Annotated in this window: 19 protein-coding genes, 1 pseudogene and 1 riboswitch; of the genes and pseudogenes, 11 read left to right on the plus strand and 9 right to left on the minus strand. The window is 59.4% G+C overall.

Going from position 1 to position 22,463, the window contains the following annotated elements; all coding sequences use genetic code 11:
- Window positions 1–171: 171 nt before the first annotated feature.
- Window positions 172–1,680 carry a malate dehydrogenase (quinone) gene (gene mqo / locus ACYZTL_RS20475; protein ID WP_461953275.1) on the minus strand — a complete coding sequence of 503 codons (1,509 nt, stop codon included), beginning with the start codon at window positions 1,678–1,680 and terminating at the stop codon, window positions 172–174.
- 737 nt (window positions 1,681–2,417) lie between these two features.
- On the minus strand, window positions 2,418–2,651 hold the full coding sequence (locus ACYZTL_RS20480; protein WP_461953276.1) for a hypothetical protein: 234 nt from the start codon (window positions 2,649–2,651) through the stop codon (window positions 2,418–2,420).
- Between the two features lie 206 nt (window positions 2,652–2,857).
- On the opposite strand from ACYZTL_RS20480, the gene ACYZTL_RS20485 reads away from it, so the two are divergent.
- Complete coding sequence (locus tag ACYZTL_RS20485) at window positions 2,858–3,442, plus strand: YajG family lipoprotein (protein WP_461953277.1); 585 nt, start codon at window positions 2,858–2,860, stop codon at window positions 3,440–3,442.
- A 126-nt stretch (window positions 3,443–3,568) separates the two neighbouring features.
- On the opposite strand, the gene ACYZTL_RS20490 is transcribed toward ACYZTL_RS20485, so the two are convergent.
- A complete protein-coding gene (locus ACYZTL_RS20490) occupies window positions 3,569–3,778 on the minus strand; it encodes a hypothetical protein (protein WP_461953278.1) in 210 nt (69 codons plus the stop codon).
- Between the two features lie 194 nt (window positions 3,779–3,972).
- Here ACYZTL_RS20490 and ACYZTL_RS20495 point away from each other — a divergent pair, with 194 nt between their 5' ends.
- Window positions 3,973–4,251: a hypothetical protein gene (locus ACYZTL_RS20495; protein WP_461953279.1), complete on the plus strand. Its 279-nt coding sequence runs from the start codon at window positions 3,973–3,975 to the stop codon at window positions 4,249–4,251.
- Between the two features lie 97 nt (window positions 4,252–4,348).
- Here the strand turns inward: ACYZTL_RS20495 and ACYZTL_RS20500 are convergent, their stop codons facing one another.
- Window positions 4,349–5,515: a 1-acyl-sn-glycerol-3-phosphate acyltransferase gene (locus tag ACYZTL_RS20500; RefSeq protein ID WP_461953280.1), complete on the minus strand. Its 1,167-nt coding sequence runs from the start codon at window positions 5,513–5,515 to the stop codon at window positions 4,349–4,351.
- Window positions 5,516–5,654: 139 nt separating this feature from the next.
- Here ACYZTL_RS20500 and ACYZTL_RS20505 point away from each other — a divergent pair, with 139 nt between their 5' ends.
- Genes ACYZTL_RS20505 through ACYZTL_RS20515 form a run of 3 tightly spaced genes read left to right on the plus strand, consistent with a single transcriptional unit; the run spans window position 5,655 to window position 6,769 of the window.
- Window positions 5,655–5,837 (plus strand): CPXCG motif-containing cysteine-rich protein, encoded by a 183-nt coding sequence (locus ACYZTL_RS20505; RefSeq protein WP_008153387.1) that lies wholly within the window; start codon window positions 5,655–5,657, stop codon window positions 5,835–5,837.
- Between the two features lie 12 nt (window positions 5,838–5,849).
- Window positions 5,850–6,110 carry a putative signal transducing protein gene (locus ACYZTL_RS20510; RefSeq protein WP_461953281.1) on the plus strand — a complete coding sequence of 87 codons (261 nt, stop codon included), beginning with the start codon at window positions 5,850–5,852 and terminating at the stop codon, window positions 6,108–6,110.
- A gap of 35 nt (window positions 6,111–6,145) precedes the next feature.
- Window positions 6,146–6,769, plus strand: a complete 624-nt coding sequence (locus ACYZTL_RS20515; protein WP_214378623.1) for an SOS response-associated peptidase — start codon at window positions 6,146–6,148, stop codon at window positions 6,767–6,769.
- A 113-nt stretch (window positions 6,770–6,882) separates the two neighbouring features.
- On the opposite strand, the gene ACYZTL_RS20520 is transcribed toward ACYZTL_RS20515, so the two are convergent.
- The gene (locus tag ACYZTL_RS20520; RefSeq protein ID WP_461954345.1) at window positions 6,883–7,725 is read right to left on the minus strand and encodes a methyl-accepting chemotaxis protein; all 843 of its coding nucleotides are present in this window, start codon (window positions 7,723–7,725) and stop codon (window positions 6,883–6,885) included.
- Window positions 7,726–7,737: 12 nt separating this feature from the next.
- Window positions 7,738–9,159, minus strand: a pseudogene (locus ACYZTL_RS20525) (methyl-accepting chemotaxis protein); the annotation flags it as partial.
- 137 nt (window positions 9,160–9,296) lie between these two features.
- Between ACYZTL_RS20525 and ACYZTL_RS20530 the strand changes: the two are divergent.
- Window positions 9,297–10,115: a M48 family metallopeptidase gene (locus tag ACYZTL_RS20530; RefSeq protein WP_461953282.1), complete on the plus strand. Its 819-nt coding sequence runs from the start codon at window positions 9,297–9,299 to the stop codon at window positions 10,113–10,115.
- A gap of 178 nt (window positions 10,116–10,293) precedes the next feature.
- On the opposite strand, the gene ACYZTL_RS20535 is transcribed toward ACYZTL_RS20530, so the two are convergent.
- The 3 genes from ACYZTL_RS20535 to ACYZTL_RS20545 form a co-directional block, all read right to left on the minus strand.
- Window positions 10,294–10,878 (minus strand): TMEM165/GDT1 family protein, encoded by a 585-nt coding sequence (locus tag ACYZTL_RS20535; protein ID WP_461953283.1) that lies wholly within the window; start codon window positions 10,876–10,878, stop codon window positions 10,294–10,296.
- An 88-nt stretch (window positions 10,879–10,966) separates the two neighbouring features.
- A riboswitch (yybP-ykoY riboswitch) is annotated at window positions 10,967–11,092 on the minus strand.
- A 50-nt stretch (window positions 11,093–11,142) separates the two neighbouring features.
- Window positions 11,143–12,141, minus strand: a complete 999-nt coding sequence (locus ACYZTL_RS20540) for a methyltransferase (protein WP_461953284.1) — start codon at window positions 12,139–12,141, stop codon at window positions 11,143–11,145.
- 33 nt (window positions 12,142–12,174) lie between these two features.
- Complete coding sequence (locus tag ACYZTL_RS20545; RefSeq protein WP_461953285.1) at window positions 12,175–13,140, minus strand: 2-hydroxyacid dehydrogenase; 966 nt, start codon at window positions 13,138–13,140, stop codon at window positions 12,175–12,177.
- A 242-nt stretch (window positions 13,141–13,382) separates the two neighbouring features.
- Here ACYZTL_RS20545 and ACYZTL_RS20550 point away from each other — a divergent pair, with 242 nt between their 5' ends.
- The 5 genes from ACYZTL_RS20550 to ACYZTL_RS20570 all read left to right on the plus strand — a co-directional run bounded on the left by ACYZTL_RS20550 (window position 13,383) and on the right by ACYZTL_RS20570 (window position 22,450).
- Window positions 13,383–14,012: a LysE family translocator gene (locus ACYZTL_RS20550; RefSeq protein ID WP_461953286.1), complete on the plus strand. Its 630-nt coding sequence runs from the start codon at window positions 13,383–13,385 to the stop codon at window positions 14,010–14,012.
- 250 nt (window positions 14,013–14,262) lie between these two features.
- Complete coding sequence (locus ACYZTL_RS20555) at window positions 14,263–15,945, plus strand: fatty acid--CoA ligase (protein WP_461953287.1); 1,683 nt, start codon at window positions 14,263–14,265, stop codon at window positions 15,943–15,945.
- 337 nt (window positions 15,946–16,282) lie between these two features.
- A complete protein-coding gene (locus tag ACYZTL_RS20560) occupies window positions 16,283–18,145 on the plus strand; it encodes a DUF1302 domain-containing protein (protein WP_461953288.1) in 1,863 nt (620 codons plus the stop codon).
- Window positions 18,146–18,171: 26 nt separating this feature from the next.
- On the plus strand, window positions 18,172–19,536 hold the full coding sequence (locus tag ACYZTL_RS20565) for a DUF1329 domain-containing protein (RefSeq protein WP_461953289.1): 1,365 nt from the start codon (window positions 18,172–18,174) through the stop codon (window positions 19,534–19,536).
- Between the two features lie 175 nt (window positions 19,537–19,711).
- Window positions 19,712–22,450: a LuxR C-terminal-related transcriptional regulator gene (locus ACYZTL_RS20570; protein ID WP_461953290.1), complete on the plus strand. Its 2,739-nt coding sequence runs from the start codon at window positions 19,712–19,714 to the stop codon at window positions 22,448–22,450.
- Window positions 22,451–22,463: the final 13 nt, after the last annotated feature.

A 22,463-nucleotide genomic window follows, 5' to 3' on the forward strand; every position in this document is an offset into this window, starting at 1 on the left:
CAGGCAAACCGCATTCAAAAGATTTGCGACTGCTGCGCAGCCGAACGGGGTGGTGCGGCATTCCGATAAATCCCCTCGCCACAAAATAAAGTGAGCCAGCAATATTGGTTTCACCGGCCAAAAAAAACGCCCCGCTCTCAATGAGAACGGGGCGTTTTTTATGCGCGACGATCAAGCGTAGCTTGGGGTCTCGCTGCTTTCTTCAACCAGTTCCAGCGCGATGTTGTTCTGCGTGTTGATCTTGCGATACAGCGCAGCATCGGTTTCCAGAACCTTTTCCCGGGCCGGGAAGATTTCCGCCAGTTTGGCAGCCCATTCGCCGGACGCTTTGGTCGGGAAGCATTTTTCGATCAGCTCCAGCATGATCGAAACGGTCACCGAAGCGCCTGGCGAAGCGCCGAGCAGTGCAGCAAGGGAACCGTCTTTGGCCGCGACCAGTTCGGTGCCGAACTGCAGAACGCCGCCCTTTTTCGGGTCTTTCTTGATGATCTGCACCCGTTGGCCGGCCACTTCCAGGCGCCAGTCTTCGGCTTTCGCTTCAGGGTAGAAACGACGCAGGGACTCCAGGCGTTGCTCCATCGACTGCATCACTTCGCTGACCAGGTACTTGGTCAGGTCCATGTTGTTTTTCGCCACGGCCAGCATCGGGCCGATGTTGCCGGCGCGAACCGACATCGGCAGGTCCATGAAGGAGCCGTGCTTGAGGAACTTGGTGGTGAAACCGGCGTAAGGTCCGAACAGCAGGGACTTCTTGCCATCGACCACGCGGGTGTCCAGGTGCGGCACGGACATCGGTGGCGAACCCACGGCAGCCTGGCTGTACACCTTGGCCTGGTGGTGTTTGACCACTTCCGGGTTGTCGCAACGCAGCCACTGGCCGCTGATCGGGAAGCCACCGAAGCCTTTGCTTTCTTCGATGCCGGAGGCCTGCAGCAACGGCAATGCCGCACCGCCCGCGCCAAGGAAGACGAACTTCGCGTCGACTTCACGGGAGTTGCCGCTGTTGACGTCCTTGATGCTGACGGTCCAGCCGCCGTTGTTGCGTTTCAGGCCGGTCACGCGCTTGCAGTACTTGACCTGGGCATCGGGTGCGCTGGTCAGGTGCTTGAGCAACTGGTTGGTCAGGGCGCCGAAGTTGACGTCGGTGCCGTTCATCACGCGGGTGGCGGCGATGACTTCGTCAGCCGGACGACCAGGCATCATCAATGGCATCCAGTCCGCCATTTTTGCCTTGTCTTCGGTGTATTCCATATCGGCAAAGGCGTGGTGCTTGCTCAGCACGTTGAAGCGTTCCTTGAGGAAGGATACGCCGCTGTCGCCCTGCACGTAGCTCAGGTGTGGCACCGGGCTGATGAAGGTTTTGCACGAGCCGAAGGTGCCTTTTTTGGTCAGGTACGACCAGAACTGCTTCGACACCTCGAACTGGGTGTTGATGTGCACGGCTTTCTTGATGTCGACGGTGCCGTCGGCGGCCTGCGGCGTGTAATTGAGCTCACACAGCCCGGCGTGACCGGTACCGGCGTTGTTCCACGGGTTCGAACTCTCCGCGGCACCGGAATCCATCAGCTCGACGACTTCCAGCTTGATCGCGGGGTCGAGCTCTTTGAGCAGTACGGCGAGGGTGGCACTCATGATGCCGGCCCCAACCAGTACTACGTCGACTGCTTCGTTATGCGCCATTTAACGCGTCTCCAAAATCTGCAGCACCAAATTGTCGGCATGGCTGCCAGGCGTTCCGGGGCGAGTCAGTGATGCCCCAGGTCCTCGTGGCAGTGTCGCCATGTCCGAATCTTCGCAATTTATCGCAACTTCGACGGACGCTACCGGTCGGGTCAATGAGGTCTATGAACTCATTTCAACGCGCGACTGGCAATTCGACTTATGGTCGAGACATCCGTTTGTGCAACCAAATCCGTAGCGGACAGGCTTCAGGCTCCGGTGTTCAAGGAATACTCGGTCCTGTGTCGTTGGGCTGTTCCAGACGCTAATGGTGCATATTCAGACGCAAAACTATTCATTTGCTCGCCACACTCTTGTGAAGTTGTGAAAACCCGTTTTTTTCACGCTCTTTTGAAGACGTGAACCTCAAAAAAGGGCTGCCCCAGCCTGGCACCGTGCCCGGATGGATTGCCGCCATGGGGTACATGACAGGCAAAACGGGCAAACAGCTCAGTGACCGAGCGTAATGACAGCTCTGCAGATTCGCGAAAAGTGGGGGTTTTGCTCAAGGAACAGCAAGCGCGCCAGCTTCACTCGATCTGTGTGGGCGGCTCTCTGTGGGCGGTGCGGGGTGCCAATACCGAAGCATTGACGATGCTGCGAGGCCCGATCAGGAGACGTCCTTATAATCGGGGGGAGATTGTATCTAAGAAACGCAGGGAAATGGGCGTGTTTAATGACTTTTATTAGGCGTCTGGTCAGATGGCCGACAGCTGTTGCGCGCGCGCGCGCGGTTGGTGCTGGCTGACACGGGCACTGGCGGGCAGGGGATGGTGCAGCCAGTTGAGGCGGATTTCTTCGATTTCGACCCAGCCATCGCCCATCGGTTGCAGGCTGCACTGCTTGAATGCCTGGCAATGACCGTTGCGGTCGAGCAGGGCGAAGCAGCGATGCAACGGGCGTGGAGCGAACAGCGAGATCAGGTGGCGCATGGCAAAGTACCTTGAGGGGGTGACTGCCGTGAAGTTTGTCAGAACGCCGTGACATACAGGTGTATGGGCGGTGACATCTGTGTGACAGGAACCGGTTTCCCAAGGGTTTGTCAGACATTTCAGTATTCACTGCGAGGCGCTGGTTAGCGACGATGGCGCACCGCTATACTGCCGGCCTGTTTGTGCCTGATTCTGGAGAGAAGAGCATGTTGCAACGCCTGTTGTTCGGTTTGATCACTGTGACCAGTTTGACCCTGGTTGGCTGCGCCCACAGCCCGCAACAACTGAACCCGGAACCGAAGCTGACGACTCAGCTGGCACCGGTCGGCCATGGTCAGCCAGTGGTGGTGCGTGTGGTGGACGGTCGTCGGTCGCCAACCCTGGGCACCCGTGGCGGTCTGTATCCGGAGACCAGTGCGATCACGGTGCAGGGCGCGCAGATCCTGCCGAAGTTGCAGGCCCAGGCCGAAGCGGCCGTGCGCCTGCTGGGCTTTACCCCGACGTCCAATGCGTTGAATGCACCGCAATTGACCGTGACCCTGGACGAGCTGAAGTACCAGTCGCCGAAGGAAGGCATGTACGTGACCGAGGCGACCATTGGCGCGACCTTCCGCTCCGACGTACAGAACGCCAACCGCCGCTACAGCGGTCGTTACGGTGCGTCGCTGGATCAGCGTTTCGGCATGGCGCCGAATCAGGAAACCAACACCAAGCTGGTCAGCGATGTGTTGAGCGACGCGTTGACGCGCCTGTTCAAGGACCCGACAGTGGGTCAGATTCTCGGCGAGTAATGCGAGCCCCGTAGGAGCTGCCGAAGGCTGCGATCTTTTGATCTTGCTTTTTCAGGTTTGGAGCTGTCGAAGGTCAAAATCAAAAGATCGCAGCCTTCGGCAGCTCCTACAGGGGACGGCGTACCGTCAGGCAGCGGCTTGCGAATAAAAATCCAGCACACTCACACCCGTCAGCAAATCCGCCTCCGGCAAATCCGCATGTTGATGCCCGCCCAGTGCGCAATACACCAGCCAATGGCGATCCTGAACGTTGAAGGCAAGGCTGCCGACCAAAGCTTGTTGTTCGTCGCTTTGAGCGATGAGGTAGAGGCGATCCTGGTTTTCGGCGTGCAGCATGACGGTTTCCTTGTCGTTTTTGATGGGCCGAGAGACTGGCGCATTCAGATGACGAAGCCGTGACGCAGGACAGGAATCTGCCAAATGGTGAGTTGTTTGTCGTAAACGACGGGCAGGAAGAGCGGCTTTCGGTAGAATCCGCGCCGCGGTCGTCGGTCCGGCGTCTGCCACACCTGTTTTGTCTGAGGTTTGTGATGTCGCTGCATTTGATGACGCTGTTTACTGCCCATCCCGCCAAATTGATCAACCTGCTGGCCTTGCTGTTTGCCTTCCCGGGCGGCTGGTTGCTGCACGCTACGCGTCGCCGCGAACAACGTGCGCTGGCCAGTCTGGCAGCGCAGCGTCAGAGCCGTCCCAGTGAAGAGCCCATGCTGGATTGGGCGACCTTGCGCATGAACCGGTTTTTCTATTGTTTCGGTTTTGCCTGCCTGGGGTTGGCGTTGCTGGTGTCGTGGATTAGCACGCGCGTTTGACCCCTTAAAGCAAAAGATCGCAGCCTTCGGCAGCTCCTACACCGATCTCATGTAGGAGCTGCCGAAGGCTGCGATCTTTTGATCTTGCTGTAAAAACCTACAGCGCCAACCCGGCTTTCACCCGGTACTGATTGCGCACCGGCGTGGCGTATTGCAGCACCAGGAAGGGGCGATGCTCTTCAGGGCAGGCGTCCAGACGCTGTTGCCATTCTTCCCGGGCCTTGGCCAGCTCATCGGCTGCAAACACTTGCGTGGCGCTCGGCACCTGCAACTGCGGATCGGCGTCTTTCCACTGTGCGTAGGCCAGGTAATGCACCGGGAACAAGCGGTAACCGCCGAGGATCTGCTTGTCCATTTCGATCGCCAATTGCTTGGTGTCTTCGAACAGCTCGGTGATCGGCGCGGCAAAGTTCACGTGGACACGGCCCTTGTAGCCGGTAATGCCCTTCGCGATGCTGGCGTCGTCCTCGCCCGGTACTTTGGTGTAGCTGCCGGTGGTAGCGCGAATGTAGAGCTCGCGGGCCTTGGCCTGATCGCACGGGTCGTATTCGTAGCTGATCGACACCGGGGTGACGTTCAGCGAGCGGATGACTTCGCCGAACGGCTCGTCCTTGCGGCTCATGTGGAACATCTTGAGGATCGCCGACTCGGTACGGTCGTCGCCGTCCTTCGCCCGGCCTTCGGCCTGAGCGATCCAGATCGAGGCGCAATCGTTGCGGATCGAGTGGTTGATGTAGGCCGACAGCAGTTGATAAGCCGCCATTTTTTCCCTGCGACCGCTGATCGAACGGTGCACGATGAAGCTCTTGTTCAGGCGCATCAGGTCGCTGACGAAGGGTTTCTGCAGCAGGTTGTCGCCAATCGCGATGCGCGGTGTCGGCAGGCCGGCGTGATACACGGCATAGTTGACGAAGGCCGGGTCCATCACGATGTCGCGGTGGTTGGCGATGAACAGGTAGGCACTGCCGGACTTGAACTGCTCGACACCGGTGTACGTCACACCGTCCGTGGCGCGTTCGATGGTGTGGTCGACGTAGTACTCGACTTTGTCCTGCAGCGTGGCCACCGAATTGATGCCGGCGAACTCACGGCGCAACCGATGAGCTATAAGAGGTTTGAGCATCCAGCCGAAGGCACCGGCGAAACGCGGGAAGCGGAAGTGGGTGAGGATATCTAGAAACGCCTTGTCACCGAGCAACCGTGCCAGCACCGCTGGGACTTCGCTGTCGTCGTAAGGTCGGATGGCATCGAATTCGCCCATCATGCTCTCTTGTTAGAAACGGCTAGGGTAAGTAAAGGTTTTGATCGAAAACCAACGGGGCACGGTCTGAAAAAGTAGCCAGACAAAAATAGCCCTGCAAATAGACCGGCGATTATACGCACAAGTCACCCTGGAGACCGCGATGCTGGAAACCGAGCGCTACGAGTGTCCGTATTGTGGTGAGGAGGCCGAGGCCGTGCTGGATTTGTCTGGCGGCGATCAGACCTATATCGAGGACTGTCCGGTGTGTTGCCGCCCCATCACGTTTGTCCTGCAGACTGATGGTCAGGAATGGTTGCTTGAAGTTCACAGCGAAAACGAATGAAAGGGGCGCTCCATGCAGCGAATCTATGAACCGGAAAACCTGATGGAAGGCGAGTTGCTGCAAAGCATGTTGGCCAGCGAGGGCGTCGAGGCGCATCTGGTTGGCCGCGATTTGCTCGGCGGCACCGGCGAATTGCCGATCTTCGGCCTGCTGGGCTTGTCGGTAGATAACGACCAGGCCGAGTACGCCCGTGAGTTGATCGCCGCGTACAATGCCGCGCTGCCGCTGCCCGGCGATGAACCGGAAAGCTTTCCCGGCACGCTGGTCTGTTAGGCTGGCGTTCGTTTTATCAAGAGTCGTGTTGCCCCATGTGTGGACGTTATGCCCTGTTTCGCTGGAACCCCGCCTTCGCGGCCCTGCCTGGCTTTCCCGCCGATCAGCAGGCCCAGTGGAATATTTCCCCAAACGATTCGGTGTTGATGCTGCGTGCCGTCGCTGACGGCCAGCGTGAACTGGCCCGCGCACGCTGGGGCTTGACGCCGCCGTGGCTGACCGATCTGTCCCGCACGCCGGCCCATGCCCGGGCCGAAACCGTGGCCGAGCAACCGATGTTCCGTCAGGCCCTGCGCGAGCGCCGGTGTCTGCTGCCGGCCAACGGTTTTTACGAATGGCGCGGCACGACGCGCAAGCGGCCTTATTGGCTGACGCCGGGGGAGGGCTCGACGCTGTTTTTTGCGGCGATCTGGGAAGCCTACCCGGTGCAGGAGCAGGTGTGGTTGAGCACGGCAGTGATTACGCAGCCGGCGGCGAGTCAGCGTCGGCCGTTGATACTGGATGCGGCGGGGCAGGAAGCCTGGCTTGATCCCGAGACGCCGTTGCATGTGCTGCAGGGGTTGCTGGCCAGTGAACCCGCGGCGTTGCGCGAGCGGGTGTTGGCGAATCTGGTGAATGATCCGAAGTTGAATGGGCCGGAGTGTTTGACCCCGGGTTAAGTGGTGTCATCGAAAAGATCGCAGCCTGCGGCAGCTCCTACATTAGGTTGGCGTACACCCTTACCCTGTAGGAGCTGCCGAAGGCTGCGATCTTTTGATCTTGCTCTTAAACCTTAAACCTTGAACTGATTGATCAACCGCCGCTGCTGTTCCGCCAGCTTGGTCAAATCCGCACTCGCCGCGCTCGACTCATCCGCCCCACCGGCCACTTCATTGGCCACTTGCCCAATGTTGATCACGTTACGGTTGATGTCATCCGCCACCGCGCTCTGTTCCTCGGCCGCACTGGCAATCTGCGTGTTCATGTCATTGATCACCGACACCGCCTGAGTGATCGCATCCAGCGCTTCGGCCGCTTTCGCCGCATGCTGCACACTTTCATCGGTACGGTTCTGGCTGTCTTCCATCACCCGCACCACATCGCGCGTGCCTTGTTGCAGCTGCTGGATCATGGTCTGGATTTCTTCAGTGGCCTTCTGGGTTTTCTGTGCCAGGTTGCGCACTTCATCGGCCACCACCGCAAAGCCACGGCCCTGTTCACCGGCGCGTGCCGCTTCAATGGCGGCGTTCAAGGCCAGCAGGTTGGTCTGTTCGGCAATGCCGCGAATGGCGGTGAGGATCGCGTTGATGTTCTCGCTGTCCTTGGCCAGGGTTTGCACAACGCCGACAGCCTTGCCGATTTCCACCGCCAGCACACCGATCGAATTCGACGTATCCCGCACGATCTGTTTGCCCTGAGCCGCCGCCTGATCCGCATGGCTGGCCGCTTGCGCTGCCTGGGTTGCGTTACGCGCCACGTCTTGGGCAGTGGCGGTCATTTCATGCACCGCCGTGGCCACCTGATCGATCTCGACCATTTGCTTCTGCACGCCAATGTTGGTGCGGATGGCGATGTCGGCAGTGTGTTCCGACGAATCGCTGACGCTCTGCACCGACGTCACGACCTGAGTGATCATCGCCTGCAACTTGGCCAGGAAAGTGTTGAAGCCTTTGGCGATCGAGCCCAGTTCGTCCGCGCGATCACTGGTCAGACGGCGAGTCAGGTCGCCTTCACCTTTGGCAATGTCGTCGAGCATGGCGACCATCTGTTTAAGCGGCCGGGCAATGCCGTGACCTACCAGCCAGATCACCAGCAAGCCGATACCGGCAATCAGCAGGCCGACCATGGCCATGCCGAAGGTGTCGGATTTGCGCTGTGTGTCGAGGTCGGCCTGGAGTTTTTGCAGGTCGGCCATCACCGCGTTCAGCGGCAGTTGCAGCATCAGGGTCCAGCGCGCGTCGGTCTGGCCGATGCCGAATGGCAAGTACAGCTCGATCCGGCCCTGGGCCTTGTCGACGGTGTAGGTCACTTCGCCGCGCTTGAGATTGGCCATGTTGGCGATCTGCTGGCTGTCGAGGATGTCACTGACCTTCTCGCCGAATTTGCTCGGGTCCTTGGTGTAGGCCACGATCCGGCCGTTGCCGCCGATCAGGGCCATGACGCCCGAGCCGTTGTACAATTTCTGGTTCGCGCCCAGGAGCATTTCCTGAATGAAGTTCACCGACAGGTCGGCGCCGACGATGCCCTGGAACTGGCCGTCGAGCATGATCGGTTCAATAAAGGAGGCGAGCATGACGATCTTGTCGCCGACCTTGTAGGGGGCCGGATCGATCACGCAGGATTTTTTGGTTTCTTTCGAGCACAGGTAGTACTCGCTGGCGCGCACGCCGGTGGACAGGGTTTTCTGGTCGTCGACGTCCACCAGTTTGTCCAGGCCCAGGCTGCCGTCTTCGTTGCGGAACCACCACGGCAGAAAGCGTCCGTTACTGGCGTCGATACCCACGACCTTGGTGTCGACGTAGGCCGCGTCGTTGTGGTCGAGGGCGTTTTTCTCCCAGCCAATGTAGGTGCCGAGGATTTTCGGATTTTTGGCGACGTTTTCCTTGGTCAGACTGATCAATTGCTCACGGCTCAGGCTCAGCTGCGGCTGGCCGTCTGCGCCCGGCGTGCCGATCAACGCGTTGACCCGCACCAGTCCGCCGGCAATCAGCAGGGGCGCTTCAAGTTCGCGCTGGATCTGGCTGACTTGGGTTTGCGCCAGGGAGGTGAGGCGCTGTTCGATGACTTGTTCGAATTGTGCTTGGGTCCGCTCTTGAACCATGTCTTGGGTCCGTGCACCGGAAAACAGCGCGTACAGCACCAGCGCCGCCACGACGCTTAAAACGATGGCGCCGGCCAGGGCCGCCACGGAAAACTGGATCGACTTGAATTTCATGGGTGCTCCGCACGCAAGAGGACATCTGCGGTGCTGTATCGGCAGGGGGGCGATGGTCATGAGCGGGGCGGGGCGAAATGGCTGTTTTGGAGTGTTTGATGTCGCAAATGAATCATTGCGGGCCGTGCTGGCCATGGCGGGGGAGGTTATGTGAATTTTTTTTCTACGGCGATGAGAGCTTTATCCGAAATATGCGTCTGTATGTCTGTTGTATCTGGCGCCGATACTTTTCCCCGCCTAGGATACCCAGCATGTTTTCACGGAGTTTTTTGATGAACAAGCGATTGGTTTTGTGTGCTCTGAGCGCGGGTCTGCTGCTCGCCGGTTGTCAGTCGGTCAACACCACCAGCGGTGGTGCCGTGGGCGTGGAGCGTAAACAGTACATGTTCAGCATGTTGTCCACGGACGAGGTCAACCAGATGTACGCCCAGTCTTATCAAAAGACTGTTGGCGAGGCGAGTAACAAGGGTGTGCTGGACAAGACCAGTAACGATGCCAAACGCATCCAGACGATCGCCAATCGACTGATTGCCCAGGCGCCGATTTTCCGTCCGGATTCGGCCCAGTGGAAATGGGAAGTCAACCTGATCAAGAGCGACGAGCTCAACGCCAACTGCGGGCCTGGCGGCAAGATCATTTTCTACACCGGGCTGATCGACAGCCTGAAACTCACCGACGATGAAATCGCCGCGATCATGGGCCATGAAATTGCCCACGCCCTGCGCGAGCATGGTCGTGAAGCGATGTCCAAGGCGTACGGCATCGAAATGGCCAAGCAGGGCGCCGGTGCCTTGTTCGGTCTTGGTCAGGACAGCCTGGCGCTGGCAGACACCGTGGCCAACTATGGCATGACGTTGCCCAACAGCCGCGCCAACGAAAACGAGGCAGACCTGATCGGCCTGGAACTGGCGGCCCGCGCCGGTTACAATCCGAACGCCGCGATCACCTTGTGGAACAAGATGAGCAAGGCATCGGAAGGTTCACCGCCAGAGTTCATGAGCACTCACCCGGCGTCGTCCAGCCGGATTGCTTCGTTGCAGGCGGCGATTCCGAAGGTGATGCCGTTGTACGAGAAAGCGCCGAAATCCTGATTGGCATCAACAAAAACTGAGCCGACTCAACCTTTGTGGCGAGGGAGCTTGCTCCCGCTGGGTTGCACAGCAACCCTAAAATCAGCATCCGCATTCCTTCAATGAGAACGTGGATACAGGGTTAACGACTGCTGCGCAGCCGAGCGGGAGCAAGTATCATCTCAGCCGAGCGAATGGGTTACACCCACCCACTGCTCTGCATCGCCTTGTACACCGCGACAACCGCCAGGACGAAGAACGCCGAAGCCGCCAGGCGACGGATCAACGTCAAGGGCAGTTTGTCCGCCGCAAAGTTACCCGCCAGCACCACCGGCACGTTGGCAATCAACATACCGGCGGTGGTGCCGATGATCACCAGCCACAGTTCCGGGTATTGCGCCGCAAGCATCACGGTTGCGATCTGGGTCTTGTCGCCGATTTCCGCGAGGAAGAACGCGATCAGCGTGGTCAGGAACGGCCCGAACTTGCGGGCGGTGCTGGCTTCGTCGTCATCCATCTTGTCCGGCACCAGGGTCCACAACGCCGTTGCGGTAAAGCTCGCGGCGAGAATCCAGTGCAACATCGCATCCGAGAAGAAACTGCCAACCCAGGCGCCTACCGCACCGGCTGCCGCGTGGTTGGCCAGGGTCGCGGCGACGATGCCGGCAATGATCGGCCACGGTTTGCGAAAGCGGGCAGCGAGAATGAGCGCGAGCAGTTGCGTCTTGTCGCCGATTTCGGCCAAGGCAACGATTGCGGTGGGAACGAGTAGTGAATCCAGCATCAGGGTTTTCCTAAGGGGCGGGTCGACACGGCTATGACACGTACAGCCTTCCCGCCCCGGGTAAGGTGTTCGTGTCATAGGTCTTGTCAAACCCTGGCGATCCGTCTGATGCGGATGCTTGGGTCGCATACGCCATGGTCTGAGGACCAAGTATGTTGACGTATGCCGGACGAGCATGGCGCTCGTGGGAGACTACTCCCCTAGGACGGAGCGGATTCTGCCTAGGCAAATCCGATTGGGCAAGCCTCTTTTTTGAAAAAAGTTCTAACCGCGTTTGGCCCGGTAGATTCGGAAACCCTGACCTTCGGCCTTGATCGCGCATACGCCGAGGTGCTCTTCGATCAGCGGCTGATACTTGAGGAAACTGTTCGCAACCAGACGCAGTTCGCCGCCGTTTTTCAGATGTTTTGCCGCTTTTCGCAGCAAGTTCTCGGTTGCGAAATAGTCTGTGTGTACACCGACATGGAACGGCGGGTTGCTCAGAATCGCACTCAAACCCATCGGCGCTGCATCGATGCCGTCACCGGTAATTACCTCGGCTTCCAGACCATTGGCGGCCAGCGTCAGGCGACTACTGGCAGCGGCAAAAGCATCCACGTCGAGCAACGTGACCTGATTGTGCGGGTAACGACGCTTGACCGCCGCACCCAAAACACCGGCGCCGCAGCCGAAGTCCAGCAAATGACCGCTCGGCAATTTATCCAGATGCTCCAGCAACAACGCACTGCCGCGATCCAGGCGACCGTGGCTGAACACGCCCGGCAGGCTGATGACTTTCAACGGACCTTCGGCCAGCGGCAACTCATAGGTCTGAGCCAGACTTTCCAGCGATTTGGCCGCTGGCGCATTGGCCACGGTGACCTGCCAGAGCTGGCAATGACGCGCGCTGTCGAGCTTGCGCGGTTTGCCGAACGGGTTGAGCTGCTTGGCCGCGCCTTCGATGCCGCTGCGTTTTTCACCCACCAGATACAGTTCACGCCCGGCCAGGCGCGAGCCGAGGGCGTTGAGGATGTAGTCGGTGAGGTCTTTGGATTTGGGCAGAAACACCACTGCGGTGTCGAACTCGCTCTCGGGTACGGTCACGCCGAAATGGCTGCGCTCAACGAAGCGAGCGTCCAGCGCGGCCTGGTCGCCGGCGTGCCAGCACCAGCCATGGGCGTCGGGCAGGCGCCCGAGCAAATCATCGGCGGGCAAACCGGCCAGCAACACCGAACCCTGGAATAACTCGGCCTGACGAAGCAGTACTTCACTGCGCGGATCCATAACCTGCTCCCTGAAAAAAAGTGCCGCAGTCTATCAACTGACGACCCGCAACGCTTTACCGCTGAAGTATCCCTGAGCGTTTTCGGTCAATTGGCCAACGATCCGCTGCCGCGCCTCGCGACTGCCCCAGGCGTTGTGCGGCGTAACGATCAAGCGTGGAATGTCGGCGGCGAGTAACGGATTGCCGGCGGTCGGTGGTTCGACGCTCAGCACGTCGGTGGCGGCGCCGCCCAGGTGGCCGTTACGCAAGGCATCGGCCAGCGCCTGTTCGTCGATCAAGCCACCACGGGCGGTATTGACCACGAAGGCGCCCGGTTTCATCGAGGCCAGTTCGCGGGCGCCGATGAAGTGACGGGTGTGTTCGTTGAGCGGGCAATGCAGGGTCAGCGCATCGATCTGCGGCAGCAGCTCATTCAGCGGCAAACGGTCCGCCCGGGCCGGGCGCCCCGGAATCTGCCCGAGCAACACGCGCATGCCGAAGGCTTCGGCCAGTCGTGCGACCGCGCCACCCAGCTCGCCGTGACCGAGCAGGCCCAGGGTTTTACCTTCCAGTTCGACGATCGGGAAATCCAGCAGGCAGAACTGTTTCGCTTGTTGCCAGCGACCTTCGCCGACCGCTTTCTGGTAATCGGCGAGGCGTGTTGCCAGATTGAGCAGCAACATGATCGTGTGCTGCGCCACCGACGGCGTGCCATAGCCCTGGCAGTTACAGACGGTCACGCCATGGGCGCGGGCGGCGGCGAGGTCGACGTTATTGGTGCCAGTGGCGGTGATCAGGATCAGCTTCAGCTCGGGACTGGCGGCAATGGCCGCCGCGTCGATCAGGATTTTGTTACTGATGGCGACGGTCGCGCCCTTGAGACGCTCGATCACCTGTTCGGGCGTGGTCTGCGCGAACAGCTGCAAATCGTCAAAACAATCACGCAAGGGGCTGAGATCGAGATCGCCGAGGTCCAGCGATGGATGGTCGAGGAAAACGGCGCGGCGAGGGTTCGTCATCAACTGTACCTTTTGTGCATTGAACTGAAGGCGTAATCTGCCGAGCCTATCAGATAGAAACAAATCGTTACTTGCTACAGGCCAGGCGCAAAACCTGTGGGAGCGGGCTTGCTCGCGAAGACGGCGTGTCAGGCAACAATTATGGCGACTGACACTCCGCTTTCGCGGGCAAGCCCGCTCCCACAAAGGACATGCCAGCCTGAAAGTTTCAATTCGACCAATCTGCCCCCAGAGGAGCCCCCATGTACTGGACAGAGTTCTTGACCGTTGCCCTCATTCATTTGCTGGCCGTCGCCAGCCCCGGCCCGGACTTTGCCGTGGTGGTGCGTGAGAGCGTGACCCACGGTCGTCGTGCCGGCACCTGGACCGCGCTGGGCGTCGGCACGGCGATTTTCCTGCACGTCGGCTATTCGCTGCTCGGCATCGGCCTGATCGTGTCCCAGTCGATCGTGCTGTTCAACGCCTTGAAATGGGCCGCCGCCGCTTACCTGTTGTACATCGGCTTCAAGGCTCTGCGTGCGCAACCGGCCCCACCTGCGGCTGACGATCTGCACAAGGAAGCGGGTGAGCGCACCGCTCGCGGCGCCTTCACCTCGGGGTTCGTGACCAACGGTCTGAACCCGAAAGCCACGCTGTTCTTCCTGTCGTTGTTCACCGTGGTGATCAATCCGCATACGCCGTTGGCGGTGCAGGCGGGTTACGGGGTTTACCTCGCGGCCGCGACGGCTGTGTGGTTTTGCCTGGTGGCGATGCTGTTCAGCCAGCAGCGCGTACGCGCCGGTTTCGCCCGCATGGGCCACTGGTTCGACCGGACCATGGGCGCGGTGCTGATCGCCATCGGCGTAAAACTCGCGTTTACCGAGATGCATTGATCAAGCGCGGAACCCTGTAGGAGCTGCCGAAGGCTGCGATCTGTTGATCTTTAGCGATTTCTATACAGCCAAGGATCAAAAGATCGCAGCCTTCGGCAGCTCCTACATGTCCGGATGACCGTTTGATGCTGGCGCAACGCTAGCATTTGCTGAATGTTGCAAATCATTCCTTCGGCTGATTTGGTTGTCATGGAAGGGCACTAGAGTGCTTACTTTCAGTCACGACCGTGCAGTCAGAAAAGGGATTCTTATGATGCAGACTCGCGTTATCCCCCCAGCCGAAGGCGCTTACCAGTACCCGTTGCTGATCAAACGGCTGATGATGTCTGGCGCGCGCTATGAGAAAACCCGCGAGATCATTTACCGCGACCAGTTGCGCTATAGCTACCCGACCCTGATCGAACGGGTCGCACGCCTGGCCAACGTACTGACGGCGGCCGGCGTCAAGGCCGGTGATACCGTGGCGGTAATGGACTGGGACAGCCATCGTTATCTGGAGTGCATGTTCGCCATTCCGATGATCGGCGCGGTGATCCACACCATCAACGTGCGCCTGTCGCCGGAACAGATCCTTTACACCATGAACCACGCCGAGGACCGCTTCGTGCTGGTCAACAGCGAGTTCGTCGGGCTGTACAACGCGATTGCCGGTCATCTGACCACGGTGGAGAAAACGCTGCTGTTGACCGACCTGCCGGAGAAAACCGCTGATTTGCCGAACCTCGTCGGTGAGTACGAGCAGTTGCTGGCGGCCGCGAGCACGCAGTACGACTTCCAGGACTTCGACGAGAACTCGGTCGCGACCACGTTCTATACCACCGGCACCACCGGCAATCCCAAAGGTGTGTACTTCACCCATCGGCAATTGGTGCTGCACACCATGGGCGTGTCGACCATCATGGGCGCCATCGACAGCGTGCGGTTGCTGGGCACCAACGACGTGTACATGCCGATCACCCCGATGTTCCACGTGCACGCTTGGGGGTTGCCATATGTGGCGACAATGCTCGGGCTCAAGCAGGTTTATCCGGGGCGCTACGATCCGGAATATCTGGTGGAGCTGTGGCGCAAGGAAAAGGTCACTTTCTCGCACTGCGTACCGACCATCCTGCAAATGGTCCTCAACGCCAAGGCTGCGCAAAGCACGGATTTCGGTGGCTGGAAAATCGTGATCGGCGGCAGCGCGTTGAATCGTACGCTGTACGAAGCCGCCAAGGCCAAGGGCATTCAGCTGACCGCCGCTTACGGCATGTCGGAAACCGGGCCGCTGATCTCGTGCGCGCACCTCAACGATGAGCTGATGGCCGGCACCGAAGACGAACGCACCACGTATCGGATCAAGGCCGGTGTACCGGGGCCCTTGGTCGAGGCAGCGATCGTCGACACCGACGGCAACTTCCTCCCCGCCGATGGCGAAACCCAGGGCGAACTGGTGTTGCGTGCGCCGTGGCTCACCGAAGGTTATTTCAATGAACCGCAGAAGGGCGCCGAGCTCTGGGCCGGCGGCTGGCTGCACACCGGAGACGTGGCGACGCTGGACAGCATGGGCGTGATCGACATTCGCGACCGGATCAAGGATGTGATCAAGACCGGCGGCGAGTGGATCTCCTCCCTGGACCTCGAAGACCTGATCAGTCGCCATCCAGCGGTACGCGAAGTAGCAGTGGTGGGCATTGCCGATCCACAGTGGGGCGAGCGGCCGTTTGCCTTGCTGGTGGTCCGCGAGGGCCATGCAATTGGGGCGAAAGAACTCAAGGAACACCTCAAGCCGTTTGTGGAACAGGGGCACCTGAGCAAGTGGGCCATCCCGAGCCAGATCGCCCTTGTTACTGAAATTCCCAAGACCAGCGTCGGAAAGCTCGACAAGAAGCGCATTCGCGTCGACATCACCGAATGGCAAGCCAACAACAGCACCTTCCTTTCGACGCTTTAAGCGTCTTCCGGCGTGCCCGAAAAGGCACGCCAGCCCCACCAAGCAAGCGCTTGGCTTGTGAAATCCGAATTTTGAGCCATGCTTCCCGTGCCGACAGATGTCGGCCTGGCGAAAGGACTGTTCCAGAGTGGCCGGCAGCTGCAAATCACACTTTAGAGGGATCAAGCTGTACTACCTGCTGGCTATAGTCCGCTCAAGGATTTTTAAGAACGGGGCACACGCACAAAACGGGGCGATGCAACTTTGGAGTGACTTCGGGAAGCCTTGGCTCCCGGTCAACCACAGCGTTTTTAAAAGTACTCACTGCCATAAAAATAATGCACATGGAGTAGCGTCGATGACATCAGTAAACCAGTTCTGGCGCCGGGCAAAACTGCCTCTGGCCGTCAGTCTTGCCTCTACGCTCGCCGGGCCCGCATTCGGCGTCAGTTTCAACGTTGGTGAAATCGAAGGCAGCTTCGACTCGTCCCTTTCCGTTGGTGCCAGTTGGTCTACTGCCAAACCCAACAGAGATTTGATCGGGGTCAACAACGGCGGCAAGGGGTTGTCGCAAACCTCTGACGACGGTCACTTGAACTTCAAGCGCGGGGAAACGTTTTCGAAAATCTTCAAGGGTATCCACGACCTGGAACTGAAGTACGGCGATACCGGTGTCTTTGTCCGTGGCAAATACTGGTATGACTTTGAACTCAAGGACGAAAGTCGTCTGTTCAAGGACATCAGCGATGAAAACCGCAAGGAAGGCGCCAAGTCCGCCGGTGGGCAGATTCTCGACGCCTTCGTCTACCACAACTATGCCATTGCCGATCAGCCAGGTTCCGTGCGTCTGGGCAAGCAGGTAGTGAGCTGGGGTGAAAGTACCTTTATCGGTGGCGGTATCAACGCGATCAACCCGATCGACGTGTCGGCATTCCGCCGTCCAGGTGCCGAGGTCAAGGAAGGCCTGATTCCGGTCAACATGTTCTATGTGTCCCAGACCCTGACCGACAACCTGTCGGCTGAGGCCTTCTATCAGCTAGAGTGGGACCAGACGGTTACCGATAACTGCGGGACTTTCTTCTCGCAGCCGGACATCATTGCTGATGGTTGCGACAACAATCTGCGCGTTCTCAACAAACGTTCGACGATTAACCCCCTGGCAATTCCTACTTTGACTGCGCTTGGGGTGAACGTTAACGAAGAGGGTGTTCTGGTTAAGCGCGGTCCAGACCGTGATGCTCGTGACAGTGGTCAATTCGGCGTGGCCATGCACTATAACTTCGAGCCGCTGGACACCGAGTTCGGTGCGTACTTCATGAATTACCATAGCCGCGCACCCATTTTCAGTGCTCAAGGCGCAAGACAGTTTTACTACAGCGTCCCGTTGGGACCTTTGGCTAGCGCGCGGCCGTTGGTTGTGGCGGGTAACTCCAACTACTTTGTCGAGTATCCGGAAGATATTCGCCTGTATGGCTTGAGCTTTTCCACCACCTTGCCTACCGGCACGGCATGGAGCGGTGAGTTGAGCTACCGGCCAAATGCTCCGGTTCAGTTGAACTCCACCGATATTCTTTTTGCCGGTGTTACACCCATTCCCGGTTTCGGCAACGCCTCTGTTTTGCGGGGCTCTCCGGGCCAGGATCTGCATGGTTATCGTCGTAAGGAAATCACCCAGTTCCAGACAACATTCACCCACTTTCTGGATCAGATCATGGGCGCGAGTCGTCTGACTCTGGTCGGTGAAATCGGTGTTACATACGTCGGCGGTCTGGAAAGTCGATCTGAAGCTCGTTATGGTCGTGATCCCGTCTTCGGTCCAGGTGAATTGCCTAATGGTTTTTGTACCACGCTCAACAGCGGCACCATTGCTGGTGCTGGTGCCGGCACAGATGCCAGCAATCGCACCACCAACTGCAACAACGACGGTTTTACCACCTCCACTTCCTGGGGCTATCGCGGTCGCGCCATCTGGGAATACCCGGATGTCTTCGCCGGTGTGAACCTCAAGCCCAACGTAGCCTGGTCCCATGACGTGAGCGGTTACTCGCCTGGCCCTGGTGGCAACTTCGAAGAAGGTCGCAAGGCGGTCAGCCTGGGTCTCGATGCCGAGTACCAGAACACCTACACCGCGAGCCTGGCCTACACCAACTTCTTTGGTGGCGATTACACCACCGTGGATGATCGTGACTTCGTTGCGCTCAGCCTCGGCGTGAACTTCTAAGCACTGTATTTTCAGGACGAACACATATGAAAATAACAAAGAGTCTGTTCCACGCCGGTCTCCTGGGGTTTTCGCTGCTGGCGACCAGCGTGATGGCTGCGGTCCCTGCGGCCGAAGCGGACAAGCTGGGCAAGAGCCTGACACCGATGGGCGCCGAGATGGCCGGCAATGCCGACGGTTCGATTCCAGCCTGGAAGCCGATGGCGAAAAACGCTGGCAGCGTCGACGGCAAAGGTTTCCTGGCCGACCCGTACGCCAGTGAAAAACCGCTGTTCACCATCACGGCGCAGAACGTCGACCAGTACAAGGACAAGCTCGCTCCGGGCCAGTACGCGATGTTCAAGCGTTACCCGGAATCTTTCAAGATGCCGGTCTACCCGTCCCATCGTGGTGCAACCGTGCCGGATGACGTGTTTGCTTCCATCAAGAAAAACGCCACTGCCACGGAGCTGGTGTCCGGCGGCAACGGGCTGAAAAACTTCGAGACAGCCGTACCGTTCCCGATTCCAAAGAGCGGCGTCGAGGTTATCTGGAACCACATCACCCGCTATCGCGGTGGCAGCGTGACCCGTCTGATCACCCAGGCCACGCCGCAGCCGAACGGCTCGTACAGCCTGGTGTACTTCCAGGACCAGTTCGTATTCCGCGACAAGATGAAGGATTGGGATCCGGCGAACCCGGGCAACATCCTGTTCTACTTCAAGCAGGAAGTGACCGCGCCGGCACGCCTGGCCGGTGGTGTGCTGCTGGTGCACGAAACCCTCGATCAGGTGGCAGAACCGCGTTCGGCGTGGGTCTACAACGCCGGTCAGCGTCGTGTGCGTCGCGCACCGCAAGTGTCCTATGACGGGCCGGGTACTGCGGCGGACGGCCTGCGTACCTCCGACAACCTGGACATGTACAACGGTGCACCGGATCGTTACGACTGGAAGCTCGAAGGCAAGAAAGAGATGTACATCGCCTCCGACAGCTACAAGCTCGACGATCCGAAGCTGAAGTACGACGACATCATCAAGGCCGGTCACATCAACCAGGACCTGGCTCGCTATGAACTGCGTCGGGTCTGGCATGTGGTCGCCACGCTGAAGGAAGGTCAGCGCCACATCTACGCCAAGCGTGACTTCTACATCGATGAAGACACCTGGCAAGCAGCGGTCATCGATCACTACGATGGTCGCAATCAACTCTGGCGTGTGGCGGAAGCTCACTCCCAGAACTACTACAACGTTCAAGTGCCGTGGTACACCCTGGAAGCCCTGTACGACTTGCAGTCCGGCCGTTACCTGGCACTGGGTATGAAGAACGAAGAGAAATCGGCATATAACTTCGGTTTCACTGCCACCACCAGCGACTTCACACCGGCGGCATTGCGTCAGACCGGGGTTCGTTAACCTGCCCTGAACAGAGGCCGCATCCTCGAAAGAAGCCCCGACTGGTTCGGGGCTTTTTTTTTGTTCGTAGACTTTTTGTAGCCATTTGTAGCAACAACCTTCAATACCTCTTCGTTTACCGCTAGTCTGCGGACATCTGCGACGCCGCCAACAGCAATTCAAACAAGAGCCGGCCATGACTGATCTGTCCCCACCCCCGGGCCCTGCAAGCGTTGCCGTCGCGACACTGGACGGTCGTTTCTTTCGGCCACCGCTGCCTGACGGGCACGTGCTGCGGCCTCGTTTATGCGAGCGCCTGAGTGCCGGCCTCGGTGGCAGGCTGTTGCTGGTCAGCGCACCGGCGGGGTTTGGCAAGAGTTCGCTGGCAGTAGAGTTCTGTCAGGGGCTGCCAGCTCACTGGCAAAGTCTGTGGCTGGGGTTGAGTCCGCGAGACAACGATCCCGGCCGTTTTCTCGAGCGGTTGCTCGAAGGCCTTCAGGACTTTTTTCCGCAGTTGGGCCGGCAGTCCCTGGGCCTGTTGAAAATGCGTCAGCGGCATCAGCCGTTTGCCTTCGAAGAATGGCTTGACGGTTTGCTCGACGAGTTGGCCGTGCATTTGTTGCCGACGGCACCACTGCTGCTGGTACTCGATGACTACCATCTGGTCCAGGGCCCGGTGCTCGATCGTTGCCTGCAATTTTTCCTCAATCATCTTCCCGACGGCTTGCTGGTGATGGTCACCAGTCGCCAGCGTCCGGACTGGCATCTGGCACGTCTGCGCCTGTCACGGCAATTGCTCGAGTTGCATGAGCAGGATTTGCGCCTGACCCACGACGAAGCCGTGACCCTGCTCGATCGACATAGCACGTCCTTGCGCGGCGAAGCGCTGGAGAGTCTGATCCAGCGCAGCGAGGGCTGGGTCGCTGGCTTGCGTTTCTGGTTGCTGGCGGCTTCCGAAGCCGGCTCCGAAGGCGCATTGCCCCAGTCCTTGCATGGCGGGGAAGGGCTGATTCGCGATTACCTGCTTGAAGAAGTCATCGATTGCCTGCCGGCCGAGGTGCAGTCATTTCTGTATGACACAGCGTCTCAGGAGCGTTTTTGCAGCGAGCTGTGCGACGCCGTTCGCGAGGCGCATGACAGTGCCGAGATCCTGGGGTTTCTGCTCGCGCATCAAGTGTTCCTGGTGCCGCTGGACGAACATGGCCATTGGTTTCGTTATCACCACCTGTTTTCCGACCTGCTGCGTACCCGGCCGACTTCTCCGGCGATGGTGCCGGCAGCCAGCCTGCACCTGCGCGCCTGTCGCTGGTTCAACGCCAAGGGCTTTCTGGATGAAGCGGTGGAGCAGGCGTTGCGCGCCGGGCACCTGGACGTGGCGGCAAACCTGGTGCAGAACCTTTCCGAAGAACAACTGCTGGCCGAACAGAACGTCGGCATGTTGTTGCGCTGGAAAATGGACTTGCCCGACAGCCTGCTGATCAGCACGCCACGTTTGATCGTGCTCTACAGCTGGGCGTTGGGGCTTGCCTGTCAGCTGGATGCCGCCGAGGAGCTGGCCAGTCACCTGAGCCGCTTCCTGCCGGCGCCGTCGGCCACTGCGCAGAAGTCCATGCTGGCGCAATGGCTTGCCTTGAGCGGGATCATCGCCCGCGGTCGTGGCAATCGCGAGTTGACGCTGCTGTATTGCACCGAAGCGCTGGAGAGTCTTCCGTCCAAGCGTTACGGCCAGCGCCTGATGTGCCTTTCAACCCTGTCCAACCTGGCGATTGCCGACGGCGACTTATGGCGGGCACGCGGCCTGAACCGTGATTCTCTGGAGCTGGCGCAACGGGTGGGCAATCCATTGTTCGAAGCGTTGGCCCATTACGATCGCGCCCGGGCGTTGCAGGCGCGAGGGGAGATCCTGCGTTCACTGGATGAAGTCCGCCAGGGGCTGCAACGTCTGCAAGGATTGTCGCCGCAACGGCTCTATGCCGTACGCGCCCGGCTGACCTTGTACGAGGGGTTTCTGCTGGCCCTGCGTCTGCAACCGCAGGCTGCGCGGGTGCGCTTGCAGGCGGGGTTGACTGAAGCCCGCGCCTGTCGCGACATCAGCGTATTGATCGGCCATTGCGTGATCGCCAGGCTCGAAGGCAGCAGCGGCGAATTCGCCAAGGCCTTCGCCGAACTCGCAGAAGCCGAACGACTGATGCACATCTGGGACGTACCGCCGATCTACTATCTGGCGATGATCACCTTGGTCAAATGCGAACTCTGGCTGGCTCAGGGGCGTACCGATCTGGCGGAAGCCTGGCTCGCGCGACTGGGCCAGACCTACAACGGCGAACAGCCGGCGGCGCCCCCGGAATTCCATCCGCAACTGCCGCTGCATATCGAGTTGCAGCAAGCCTTGCTGGAGGTCATTCAGGCGCAGCCGATGCTGGCCGAGGGGCGATTGAATGCGTTGCTTGAGCATGGTCAGCAAACCGATCGGCAGTTGCTCAGTGTGATGGCTCTGACGCAGAAAACCGAACTGCTCCTTGCGCACAACCGTGAGCCTGAAGCCCGACAAGCCTTCGTTCAGTCCCTGGAAGCGGCCAGCGGCGGCGTGCTGCAGCCTTTTGATGGCTTGTTGAGCAAATACCCCGACTGGCTTCGCGAGCAACTCCAGAACTGCGCGAAAGCTGCGGTTTCACAGAGCCTTTCAGAACGGCTCCCCATTGTCGCTGCGCGCATTGCCCCGGAGCCCTCACAAGCCTGCGAACAGCTCAGCTCCCGCGAACTGTCGGTTCTGAAACTCATAGCCCAAGGCTGTTCGAATCAGGAAATCAGCGATCAGCTGTTCATTTCCCTGCACACGGTTAAGACCCATGCCAGTCACATCAACAGCAAACTCGGGGTTGAGCGGCGCACACAGGCGGTGGCGCGGGCGAAGGCGTTGGGGGTGTTGGGCTGACGTCGTTTGTCGA

The sequence above is a fragment of the Pseudomonas sp. LB3P81 genome (genome assembly GCF_054897965.1).